This is a genomic window from Marinobacter sp. V34 (assembly GCF_055524115.1).
In genome coordinates this window covers 93,830-106,822 of the sequence record NZ_JBUPZY010000010.1, presented here as the reverse complement: position 1 = coordinate 106,822, position 12,993 = coordinate 93,830, and the positions used below count along the sequence as shown (strand labels likewise).

The following is a 12,993-nucleotide window of genomic DNA, read 5'->3' as shown; positions in this document are numbered from 1 at the left end:
GTCCGCCTCACAACGAAGACTATCCAGAAAAGACAAACTACTGAAGTTTATGTCAGGAAGTTAATAAAGCAATAAAATACTGCCCGACACAAGGGGTTTGTGGCAGCTAAGGTTGAGCTAATATGATGATTGTCAGCCTCGGTTTCCGGAGCTGACCAAGCCCGAATTGGAATCAGGGAGACAATAGACAAGGGGAACTGCCATGAAACGAATTGTTCTCGTGCCTGCCATCGGTATCGTGGCCGTTGCGGTCGGTGTTTCTTTTTGGCTGGGCCAAACTGACTCCCCAACCGACAACACAAGATCCATCAGCACCCCTCAAGCTATCCAAGTACGGCCTCAAGAACCTACATCGTCAAGCCAGAGCCAAAACAGCAGGCTCACACCCGAGCAACAGGCCTTGCTGGAGAACCCGGAAACACTGGAACTCGCCAACCGGCTCGACTTTGAGGAAGAACTACACACTTTTTTCGCGAACGCTGAGGGCCTGTCTTCGGAAGAGCGCGCAGCGGAGGCCGCAATGCTGGAACAGCGCCTTACCGAGTATCAGCGCGAGGGACAGGTCAGCGCAGCAGAGAGCCTGATGGTTCGCATTGCCATGACGAAACTCACCATTGAGGACGAAGCCGAACAAAAGCGGGCGCTGCAAGGCCTGATTGACCGGCAGAATGCCGCTGCGAAGGCTCGCAAGGAAGAGTGGCTGGCCAAACCCAAGCCGGAGTTTGAAGCCTATAAGCAGCAGGAAAAACAGATCGTAAAAGAGGTAATGGCTATGGCCAAAGTGCCCTCCGGGATGACCCGCAACGAATACTTACGCCAGCGATTGCTGGAAGCCCGCGTGGCCGCTCACAAAAACGGCGATGCGCCACAATAACGCATCGCCGTTCCAGTCAGCTCCCCGATTCCGAAGAACCTGAGACCCAATTTGCTACAAAAGCTGATCAAGTGCCCAATAGAGCGGATTGAACGGCTTGTTATAGTCAGCCTGCTGATCGGTTTCAGAGGCCTGCATCACAGCGCCACTTCCGTTCAACACGTTGGCCACAAAGTCATCCAGTTCCAACCCGACTTCCTGGATGTCCGAATTGGCGAATTCGATGATTGTGGTGCAGTGGCTCTCGTTCACATCGCGGAACCATGGCAGGTAGTACCCAAAGTTACTCAGATTGGACAGAGTGCCTTTCAGGCGCTCTGTATCCGTATACCAACGCTCATGAATCAACGCCTCCTTCGTGGCCTGATCCGGCGCATTCTCAATCTCCGGATAAAAGCGTTCATAGGAGTATGAAGAGTAATTCAGGTCCTGCCAGAAATGTGTGTGCCCCATCCGATCATTCGGCAGCTCCGCAGAAAGGGCCGTATACAAAGAGCCGAGATCATTCAGGTTCATCAGTGGCAGCCCGTCGCTGAGGTATTCCAACGGACCGCTGGACTGGTCCAGGCCCCAGGCATCACGGATAAACGACTGCAGCAATACCGAAGGATAAACGTCTGGATCCGCTCCGGAAGGTGCACTGAAAGCCGGCCCCGAATCGTTGATCATGTACCCCCGGTTCGGCTCCATATCACGACGGGTCGGGTGGTAATTGGTCAAACTACCCAGGCCACCGGCACTGCACCCCGTCGTCAGCAACTGCTTGGGCCGCTGCAGATTATCCTTCACCCACGAAATGGCTGCGCGGGTGTTGCGAAGGCCATTGTGATGCCAGATCAATGGCTCCGCCTCCCCTTCGGGGTCCTCGTACACGGCCACCTTGTCACCAGAGTAGACGTCGCCCGTACAGTACGGAATATAAACCATGTTCCAGTTCTGGGTCTTGACTGATGTCAGTGGATTCAGGCGCACCACAAACGGGCTGACCAGGCTGGCACTCGGGTTCGTCAGGCTCATGTAGTCATCGGGAATACCATCCGGGTTGCGAGCGCCTCGAATCCCCGTCTGGCCAGAGCAGCTTTCATAATCCCAGCAGGCACCGCCCCCTTCCAGATAGATAATTGTATTGCTGGTATTCGGTACCCGATTCACGAAGAACTTGTACTCAGAGCCGTTACCGCAGACAGCGCCGGTTTCAGGCGCCAGAGGAATGGTTTGCCAGGCGTAATAGTTGCCTGGCGAAAAACCATCGTTAAACCCCGGAGGGTTGGCAAGTAAAGGGTAGTCACCCTGACGCTGTGCTGCAGTAACCGGGTTATCCGCAGACGGCGGATTAACCAGGTTTCCGAGTGTTCGCCAGAATCCGTAGTCGCCCAGTTCCGCCATTGCAGGGCCAGTGACGCCCAATAGAATAAGAACAGCTAGCAGTTGGTTCTTGATGCTGGTTTTCACAGGTATCCCTCCTTGATTGTTGTTATTGGGGCGTACGCCGTCATCGAACTTAACCCCATCTTATCGAAGCTAGACGTGACACTCTGTCATTTCAATAAATGCCCGTAGAACAAATTGTCCTAAAAATTGATAGGTAATAGCGTTATTGGAAAACATAAAGGAAATGATTGAATTGGAAAGAATTGCCGCCCTACTGCTTACTTAATATTGGCCCGATGGGACTAAGAGCACGCTCATCACGACATAAAACGTAACAATTTGGCACTATTTAGAAACTAAGCTTCTGAAATAAAATGGATATTTAGGCAACAACTGGCAGGCGGCGCTCAACATCAGGCGACTGCAATTCACTTAACCCGCCAATACATTAAGCGAGTCTTCGATGTTAGAGAGCAGTTACAATGAGGCGTTGGTCGCCTGCTCTATTATAATTGCCATCCTTGCATCCTACACGGCCCTGAATATGGCCAGCCGTGTATCCAGCGCATCGGGGCGATCTGCCGTTCTATGGCTGATTGGCGGTTCCATCGCCATGGGTTTTGGCATCTGGTCCATGCACTTTATCGGCATGCTCGCCTTTCGCCTTCCCATCGAATTAGGCTACGACGTTCCCCTCACCCTGATTTCATTGCTCATCGCCATCGCGTGTTCTGCTTTCGCACTGTATCTGGTCTGCCAGGACACCTTGCCCTTGAGCCGGTTGGTTTCGGGTGGCCTACTGATGGGCCTGGGTGTAGCCAGCATGCACTACATCGGTATGGAAGCATTGCTCATGCATCCGTACATTTTTTATGTACCCTGGCTGGTTGGATTGTCCATCGTTATCGCTATCGTTGCGTCAACAGCAGCCCTTTGGCTGGCCTTTCGTCTGCGGGAGGAAACCAAGCGCACTACCTTCGGCCGCATTGGAGCGTCCCTGGTTATGGGATGCGCCATTATCGGCATGCACTATACGGGAATGGCAGCTTCCAAATTCCCGATCAACAGCATCTGTGGCGCGGCCAACAGCGGGATCGATACAAAGTGGCTGGCTGTTCTGGTCATCATTGTCAGCCTTGCGGTGTTCGCCATTGCACTAATCGTGTCAATGCTTGATGTGCGCACAAGCCAGCTGTCCAACTCACTCGATGACGCCAATAACGAACTCATCAAGCTCGCCCTTCAGGACAACCTGACCCGCATACCAAATCGTGTTCTGTTGGGCGATCGATTGGAGCAGGCGATACACCGAGCTGAGAGAAACAACAGTGGGTTTGCCGCACTGTTTTTGGACCTTGACGGCTTTAAGGCGATCAACGACATGCACGGGCACCATGTCGGAGATCAGTTACTCAAAGAAGTGGCGAATCGCCTGCTTGCAAACAAACGTGAGGGAGACACTGCCGCGAGGCTTGGAGGGGATGAGTTTGTACTCTTGTTGGAGCCCTGCTCACCGGAAACTTCCGCCGTATTTGCGCAGCGGTTAATTGATTCCATTGAGCAGCCTTACGAAACCTCTAGTATTCCCCTTCACATCTCCACCAGTGTCGGTATCGCGATTTACCCCCAGGACGGTAAAACCGAACATGAGCTGATGGTGAATGCAGACGCAGCCATGTACCACGCCAAAAAACAGGGCCGCAACGGCTACTGCTTTTTCGAACACGGCATGAACGCCGATGTGCACCTACAGATGCAAATGCAGCAGAATCTGCGACAGGCCGTCAGCCGCAACGAGCTGGTTCTGCATTATCAGCCCAAGTTTGTTGCACCAGACGGCCCCATGACTGGACTCGAAGCCCTACTGAGATGGCAAAGCCCCGATCACGGATTCCTGCCACCCGACCGTTTCCTCCCGCTAGCGGAGAGCTCGGGGCTGATCGTGCCCATTGGCAACTGGGTCATCGAAGAAGCCTGCCGGCAAATGCGGGCCTGGTACGATCAGGGCCATCGAGAGTGGAGTGTGGCGGTAAACCTGTCAGCGGTTCAGCTGGAACATCACAGCCTGGTTGACGTGGTTCGCGAGGCATTGAGGAAACACTCCCTGGCCCCTTCGCACCTGGTGCTCGAAATTACAGAAACAACGGCCATGTGCAACGCAGAGACCAGCCTCACCGTATTGAACAAACTGTCAGATCTGGGCGTGTCGATTTCCATCGATGACTTTGGCACCGGCTACTCAAGCCTGCTCTATCTCAAACGTCTGCCAGCCAACGAACTGAAAATAGACCGCGGCTTTATTACCGAACTGGCCCAGGATAATGATGATGAAGCAATCATCCAGGCGATCATTGCTCTAGGCAAAACGCTGGACATGAGGATCGTCGCAGAAGGTGTAGAAACAGCAGAACAACAAGCGTTACTGACCCAGCTTGGTTGCAATACCCTTCAAGGATATCTGTTGGCCAGGCCTGCCCCACCCGAAGCGTTGCTCGAGAAGATTGCTCACATGACCAAACGTACGGAATCGGCTCTGGTTACTTAGGTGAGCGAAGCTGCGTGACGACTGTTGGCATCGCTGACAGAAGAATGCTGCTGCCAACTATGTTGAGCTATGAAAACGACGGTGCAGATCACGCACCTGTTCGGCAAGACCGGGAACCGGGCCATCAACTGCCACGTTTGAAACGACTTCTCGGATTGGTAACGCTCGTACGGGAGGTGCTGGAACTCCAAGATCGATAAGCCATGCCGCCAATTGCTCGGAAGAGCTCACATACACGATACGTCCCAGGCCGACCCAGCCGTGGGCGGCGGAACACATTGGACAATGCTCACCAGAAGTATAGACAGTTGCTTCTGCTCTGGCCTCCGGGGTCATATTCGCTGCAGCCCACCGCGCAATCTCGAACTCCGGATGGCGGGTTCGATCACCTGAGGCAACGTGGTTGTGATCTTCAAAAAGAACTTTCCCGTCTGCTGCCACAAGCACCGAACCGAATGGCTCGTCACCTAGCTCTAGAGCCTCAGTTGCAAGCTCTATACACCGACGCAGGTGCTGTATCTCTCCATCGTTCACCATGACGTGCTCCTCGAATCCTGGGGCCAATATCGACGTAGAAATGCAGATGTCGTCCAACGTCCTTGGCGTTGCAGCGTGCCGGCGGTCTTTTTGGAGCTGCAGTGCAGCAGGGTACGTCCAGTAACGCTAATTAGGCGTCTACTGTATCAAGAGCTTGCCACCAGGCGCGATTGATGTGAATTCATGCTTTGCCTTTTAACTGTGGATTTGATGGCCAGCGGTGAAACGTTCGAGGAGGCCCGCCCGGCAATCAACACCGACGCAGGCCTGGCGAACTAGAGGTTATAACTGAACCGCAGACCCCATGTCATCAGATCCTGACCGGAAACGTTGTAGTTCCGGATTTGTATACCGGTGCGCAGACCATCCCGCAGTTCGTAATTCAGGCCTAAGCCAAAGAAAACGTCAGTTTCGGCATCAATATCACTGCTGAGCCTATCGTTGCCCACGTCCACTTCGCCATCCCAGCGTAACAAGCCCAGCTCCAGACGCGCGTTCAGGCGCTGAGTCACGGGATGAGCGTATGCCTGCGCCAATGTCCAACCATCACCGCTGATGGGGTAAGCATCCCGAATCGCGCGACGCAATGCGGCGGTGTCATTGCCTTGGGTGTTGAAGTCGACGTCTACGTCGCCGAAATCGATATAACCGGCGGTAACGGAGAATCGGTGCCAATAGCGGTAACCCACCTCCAGGCTGTAACCGAACCGGTTTTCGCCATAGTTGCGTATCTCGGGATCAAACGTACCGTTGCTCAGATCGCTGCGAAACTCGTCCTCACCTTGTGACGTCGTCACATACATGGCCTGCGCTGATGCGCTGAAGCGATCCGGGGAAAACCACGAAGAATCAGCCTGTGCCAATGCACTGCCGGCCAACAGGGCTAACGCCAGCAACGCTCGCCCCCGCAGGCGGATAGCGCCTGCCAGGCCCAGCAGGAGCCACCAGGGGCTCATAGCACCACCACCGCCACTGCCTGACGACAGGCTGTAGTTCGCCTGGGTACCCACACCACCTGGATCTTCCACCACACTGTTCACGGTGCCGTCCGCGTCATTCGGACCGCCATCCTCAATGGTGAGCTGCACACACCAGTGCCCTGCGGTCAGGCCCGGCTCGTAGGCATCAGAGCCCGGCGGCGGACAGATGCCTTCTTCACCCGCGGAAGAAGCCAGCAGGTTGCGCCCGTTTTCAATGAAGGTGATCCATTCACCAGCGATGAATTTACGGTATAACGGGTTCTCCGGTACCTGCAGGCGCTGTGGAAACACGATGTTAACGCTGGCGCCCGCCGTCGGCATCTCCCGCACGATCATGTCGAAGTAACCCCCGACGTTCATTACGGTGTCTTCCGGAATTGTTGTGTCTGCGCTGACTTCTTCATTCAGCAGAAGAGCACCGTCAGCGTTGTTGGCAAGAGCACGCTCGCCAAGTTTCAGTTCAACGCCCGGATCGGCTTCTACCAGGAATCGGTTATCATCTCCCGCCGCCTCGTTAAGCACATTGGCGAGAGGAATCGCGTCCAGGTAATCCGGCTGACCATCTTTATCGGTATCCGTCAGCCCTTCCGTGGCATCATCAATGCCGTCGCCATCGCTATCGTTGGTACTGCTCAGCGTCGGTGCTACCGCAATGATGCGGAACGCCTGGACGGTTGACGAGCTCAAGGCAGGGCTTCCGTCGTCATAAACGGTGACCCTGGCGCGATAGACGCCCGGTTCCAGACTGGAGGGGTCCAGCACCTGCATGGGATCGTCGTCGTTGGTAGAGTCCGCACCCTCCGGGAACGTCCATTCGAAGGAGTGGCTGTCGGCCGGGTTTGCATCAACAACCGTGGCATTAAAGACCAATGGCTCGCCGCCACGAATGGCCAAGCGGACTTCCTGACCGTCCTGGGTCACGGAGAGATCGAGCCGTGGCGCGATATTCTCCTCGACAACGGTCACCACATGCTCGCGCTTGGCGCCAAAATTGCCGTCGTCTACCAGGCGCACAATCAGCGTTTCGCGTCCTTCCGGCTGACCGTCATCGGTGATAGCAACCGCCACAGAGGTTTCCAGCTCACCGGCAGTGAACGTCACTAAACCTGCAGTCAGGTCGTGATCGCCTGCGTCCGTAGTTCCACCCACGCCGTAGTTGACGGTGAACGGATAATTCGGCGCATCACCGTTGAGCAGGAATCGGACTGACGCCGTGGCACCTTCCACCTGCACCTGATTTTTCGCCAGGGAAACAAGTGGGTTGACCTCAAGACGCTGATCAATAGTGGCGCTGTTGCCTGCCGCGTCCTGCGCTGCCCATTTGAGCGTGTGCACGCCGGGGCGGAAGCGCGCGCGCGTGGTCACCAACGTCACGTCAACAGGACCATCCAGCGCGTCGGCTGCCTGCGGCGGTGTTGGCGTGCCTATCGCTGTCAGCAGGCCAGTCGCGTTAACGACCAGCGTATCTGGCTGGTTCAGCACCGGCGGCTGATCATCCCGTGTCGGGTCGGTTCCGGCTTGCTGCTCGCCAGCATTGTCCAGGCCATCGTTGTCCAGATCACCGGCAGCATCGCTGGCATCCTCCGGATCCAGGCCATACTGATTCTCAAAGTCATTGGAAAGGCCATCGCCGTCAATGTCATCATCCTGGCTATCCCGGGTGCCATCGCGATCCAGATCCGGGATCACTGTCAGCGTATAAGCGGCCAGTTGCGCACTGGCACTGCCATCAGAAACGGTCACGAGAATGCTGCTGCTTGTGCCGGCATCCTCCCGCTGCGGTGTCCCCTCGAGCAAGCCGCTATCACTGTCCAGAGACAGCCATGCCGGCAGGCCTGTCGCCGTTGTTGTAAGCGTATCCCCTTCCTGATCAGCCATATTGGGTGTAAAGCTGTAGGCGACACCTTCGAATACCTCGTTGGCCGGCGAGCCACTGATCGTCGGCGCGTCGTTCACCGGATCAATCGTGAACACCACAATTGCCGGGCTGGACACAGCGCCCGCAGCATCCGCCACGGTGTACTGTAGCTGGTCGCTGCCATGGTAGTTGGCATCCGGCTGGAAGCTAAGCTCGCCAGTGCTATCCACGCTCGCCAAACCATGAAACGGTGCCGTGGTGATGACGACGGTGGATACATCGATGTTGCCATCGACGTCGGTATCATTATCGAGAATTGAGACCGTTACGGACTGGTCTTCGTCCAGCGTTGCCGTGTCGTCAGTCGCCTGAGGCGCTTCGTTCAAACCTGCAAGCCGGAGCGTGAGCGTCGCCTTCTCTGAAACGTTGCCATTATCGTCCTGAACCGTGTAAGTCAGGCTGTCTTCGTTGGCAAAGCCACCACCCGGTGTATAACTGATCGCACCGGTGACCGGATCAATGGCTGTGGTGCCTTCTACCGGCACATCAACAATAGCAACAGTGGCGGCGTTCAGAGTGCCGTCGACATCGGTATCGTTGCCCAGCACATTCACTTTATGGGCAACCTGGCCCAGGATTCTGGCCACATCATCTGCGGCCCGTGGGGCATCATCTACCGCATTGATGGTTAGTGATACGGTCGCGATGGCAGACAGCGCACCAGCGTCATCAGCAACAACATAGCTGAAGCTGTCATTGCCACTGTAATCGGCGTTCGGCGTATACGTCGCACTGCCACTGTTAAGCGTTACCGCACCATTGCCGGGGCTGCCGACCAGGCGTACCGATTCGCTGTCCAGGGTTCCGTCGGAGTCGCTGTCATTGGCCAGCAAATCGATCGTCACCGGATTGTCTTCGTCCACGCTGTCGCTGTCGTTAACCGCCGTCGGCCGACTGTTGGCACCACTGACATTGAGGTAGACAGTGGCCTCGTTGGAGTAGGCGCCGTCGTTGTCGCGGACACGGTACTGGACGCTGTCACTGCCGCTGAAACCGGTGCCCGGTGTATAGACAATCATGCCGGCCTGAACGGTTGCCAATCCGTTTGACGGCGTCCCGGTTAGCGTTAATGTGCTGCTGTCCGGTGCGTCACCGGCATCCACATCACCGTCGTTAGCCAGAACATCAATGGTTTGTGCACTGTCCTGTGCCGTGTTGGCCAGGTCGTCAACCGCCACCGGCGAATCATTCACGGCGTTCACGGCAATGGTGACGGTCGCGGTGTTCGACACGGTTCCGGCCAGATTCTCAACGTTATACGTGAAGCTATCGCTGCCGCTGAAATCAGCGTCCGGTACATAAGTGAGCGTACCGGTCGCCGGAGTCAGTGTCAGACTACCATTGGTTGGCTGACTCGCCACGAAGACGCTGGCTGGGTTGATGGTGCCAGCGGCATTGGTGTCGTTGACCAGCACATCTATCGCCAGTGCGGTGTCTTCATTCAGGCTGACCGTGTCCGCCACGGCACTGGGCGGCGCGGTATTCAGGGTAATGGTCAGCGATTCTGTGGCACTGTTACCGGCATCATCCGTCGCGCGCACCTGAATCGTTTTGTCACCGTCGGCGCTGTATGCCGTACCGAGTGTAACTTGCTGACGGTTACCCGTAGCGGTTCCCGCGTTTGCAAAGCCATTTCCGTCGTCCCAGTCAATTTCAAGGGAGGCGTCGTCAGCCGTAAAGCTGATGGTCGGCGTGGTATCCCGGGTCACATCGTCGTTATCGACGCCAGTATCCGAGGCAGCCACCAGGTCCACAGCGGAAAGCGTGGGGTTTGTGACGTCATAGCCTACTGAGAACTGAACAGCAGCTTCGTTGCCGGCATCGCCTGCATCCGTGGCGCTATTGGCTGGAATATCCACCGTAACCGAGTTTTCAGTCGTGGGTGCGATCGCAATCGTGTACGTGGTACCCGCACCGGTAACACTGTCGATGCTGCCATTACCAACCACGACATCGCCGCTATCAAAGCCGGTCACTGATTCACTGAACGTGGCCGTTACCTCAAAGGGTGATGCATTGGTCGAACCGGACTCCGCGCTGGTCAATGCAACCGTGGGTCGTGGATTGATGGTGACATTGACCGTCAGCGTGTCGGTGTTCAGGCCATCGCTGACCTGAATCACGAAACTGTCTGCACCTGTGGCATCTGCCGTCGGGGCGTAGGTCACGCTACCCGGTGTTACCGAGCCACCCGTAGACGTTGCATTGGCGGGCAATCCGGCAAGTGAGCCCTTGCTGGGTGACGATGTCGCCGTCCAGGTCAGCGTATTACCGGAATCCCCATCGGTTGTCGCCAGCAAATCGCTGATACTGGTGGCGCTGTCGTCTTCATTAACTGCCAGGTTCGTACTGGCGCCTTCGTCAAACGAGGGTACCTGGTTGGTGGTGAGCTGGGTACTGTCTGCCGTCGAAAGCCCGCCCGACGAAGCACGCAAGTTGAATGTCTCGCTGCCCGCCCCGCTCGCGGTATAAGTGATCTGAAGCCCTGTGAACGCGGCGACTCCCGCCGTTGGCGTCAAAGAGACGGTACTGCCACTGCCGTCCGTATCCCCGGTTCCCGACAACAAAACCGAGCCCGCACTGTTAACTTCGGACAGCGTCACACCGGTGCTGTACCCCGTATCAACAACGTCGTCGGCATCCACAGCGTTTACGACAGGTACCGTGGTAAAGCTGGTAGCACTGCCGCTGGGAACATAGGTTGGGCTGGGTTCAGCACTGAACGCCAACTTGGTGGCAACCACATCAGCAGTAACTGAGCTGGCATTTACTGTGGCCAGGTTGGCACCAACGCCATCCTGATCATTCGCCGTCAGCGTAAAACTCTGCTGGTCCGCCGTAGCGCTGTAAATCACATCCGTAAACGTCGCGACACCATTAACCGCCGTAACATCCACATCACCTGACAGGCTACCGGCACTAGCTTCCGTCAACGTGACAGTTTCCGAGAAATCCACATCAATGTTGCCGAAACTGTCCCGGGCCGTCACGACCGGCTGGGTCGTCAAAGCACTGCCGGAAACGGAACCTGAAGGCTGGGTGGTAAACACAAGTCCTGTCGCGGTCACGCCAATCGTGCTGCCGCTGCCATTATTGACGGCGACGGTCGACCCCATGGCCGTACCCGACCCGTCCACGGTTACGCCTGTATCGCCATCCACTGATAGAACAACAGTATTGCCATCCATAACATTGGTGTTGTCGTTATAGTAGGCGTTGACGGTGTAGATTTCGCTGGCGCCATCAGCAACAGAAATGCTGAGGCTTGAGAACGTAACCGTGTCGGCACCCGCATTGTAGGTACCCGTTACATTGGTAGCGTCGTTGCCGTTCAAGCGCCAGGTAATCTTGTTGCGGTCCGCATCGCTGCTAGTACCTGAAACGTTTACCACAACCTGCGACACTGCCAAGGCAAGCCCGTCGCTGGTGCCGCCATCGCTCAACGTAAAATCAAAGACGCTGACGCTGTCACCCACGGTGTTTGCGGTTGTAGGCAACACGACCGGCTCGCTGACACCGCCTGCGGCCGTCAGATCGCCATCGCTGTCTGGCCGAATGTCAGTCGTCACATTGACGGATGTAGGGCTGGCCTGGAGATTCGGCGTTCCCTCATCGTCCTCTGCCACAACGTATATATCGTAAGCCGTTGCGGAACTCAGACCGGTGACGGTACCTGTAACATTCTGGCCGGCGCTCGATACGCTAATGCTGCCGCTGACCAATGCGCCACTGCCGCTGCTATCCTGCCCGGCTTTGGTCTGAGCACTCGACGGCGCCCCGGCACCATCGGCTACAACAACGTAATAGGCCGTACCAATTTCATTGAGCCTGACCGTTAATGTTGTCTGGCTGTCTGTTGTCCCGGAGACAGATGGCGTGCTGTTCTGATAACCGGGCGCGACATCATCCACAACCGTAATCGCGAAAGCTTCCGCATAAGTGCCGCCGGCGCCATCATTTGTTTGGATGCGAACGGCGTAGTTGCCTGGCGCCAATGACGAAGCATTATCAGCCCTCAGGCTACTGCCACTGATATTAAAACTGGCGTTGTCGCCATCGCCGGTGCCAGACACCAGTGTGTACGTCTGGCTGTCTCCATCCGCATCTGTCGCGCTGAGATTGCCTACTGTCGCGTTGGAGCCGCTGCTTTGATTAACACTGGTGGAGCTGAGGGAAATGTCGGTTGGCGCCGAGTTAGACACGCACGCGCCGATCGTGAAGTCGACGTCCTGTAGATCGAGCCCCCCGCTGCTGCTAGCAAAGCGATCAACAATGCGGATTTGATCAGCGCAGGCTGCAACTGTCTGGGTACCGCTAAGATTTGGCCCGATGGTTTTCTGGACAGAACCACCGGAGAGAAATTCGATCACGACGCCCTGAGCATTGGTTTGGAATGAAATGCTGACACTGTTAATTGTGACTTCCTGACTCAGCGCCACAGAAAGGCTCGTACCACTCCCTGTAAGCGGTTGAGAAGCACCGCTGCCAACACTGAGTGCATCAAAGTCAAAGCTTCCGAAAATGGAACTAGTGATATCTGTATCAAACGTTACACCCCCGGCGCTGACCGGGTCGCTATTTAGCCTCACCGTTTGTGCGGAAGCAGCACCCGCGTAACCAACAGCGAGCAGAAGAAATATGAGCAGGGGACGCAATGCTAGCCAAACTGGCGTGGTGAAACGAACAGCGCGGGACATATTTTTTTCCTTGTTACAATAAACTGGCGAACGTGTCAGATTGCTGAGCCACCAATCACCAGGGCGAGGCC

At 56.1% G+C, this 12,993-nt stretch carries 5 protein-coding genes; 2 read left to right on the top strand and 3 right to left on the bottom strand.

Going from position 1 to position 12,993, the window contains the following annotated elements; all coding sequences use genetic code 11:
• Positions 1-202 precede the first annotated feature (202 nt).
• The gene (locus AC0B60_RS16245) at positions 203-874 is read left to right on the top strand and encodes a hypothetical protein (protein WP_465086952.1); all 672 of its coding nucleotides are present in this window, start codon (positions 203-205) and stop codon (positions 872-874) included.
• A 54-nt stretch (positions 875-928) separates the two neighbouring features.
• Here AC0B60_RS16245 and AC0B60_RS16240 read toward each other — a convergent pair whose 3' ends face one another.
• Positions 929-2,332: a pectin acetylesterase-family hydrolase gene (locus tag AC0B60_RS16240; protein ID WP_465087067.1), complete on the bottom strand. Its 1,404-nt coding sequence runs from the start codon at positions 2,330-2,332 to the stop codon at positions 929-931.
• Positions 2,333-2,708: 376 nt separating this feature from the next.
• Between AC0B60_RS16240 and AC0B60_RS16235 the strand changes: the two genes are divergently transcribed.
• A complete protein-coding gene (locus AC0B60_RS16235) occupies positions 2,709-4,790 on the top strand; it encodes a putative bifunctional diguanylate cyclase/phosphodiesterase (RefSeq protein ID WP_465086951.1) in 2,082 nt (693 codons plus the stop codon).
• Positions 4,791-4,847: 57 nt separating this feature from the next.
• Here the strand turns inward: AC0B60_RS16235 and AC0B60_RS16230 are convergent, their stop codons facing one another.
• Both AC0B60_RS16230 and AC0B60_RS16225 read right to left on the bottom strand, forming a co-directional pair.
• Positions 4,848-5,327 (bottom strand): nucleoside deaminase, encoded by a 480-nt coding sequence (locus AC0B60_RS16230; RefSeq protein WP_465086950.1) that lies wholly within the window; start codon positions 5,325-5,327, stop codon positions 4,848-4,850.
• Between the two features lie 275 nt (positions 5,328-5,602).
• A complete protein-coding gene (locus tag AC0B60_RS16225) occupies positions 5,603-12,664 on the bottom strand; it encodes a beta strand repeat-containing protein (RefSeq protein WP_465086949.1) in 7,062 nt (2,353 codons plus the stop codon).
• Between the last annotated feature and the right edge of the window lie 329 nt (positions 12,665-12,993).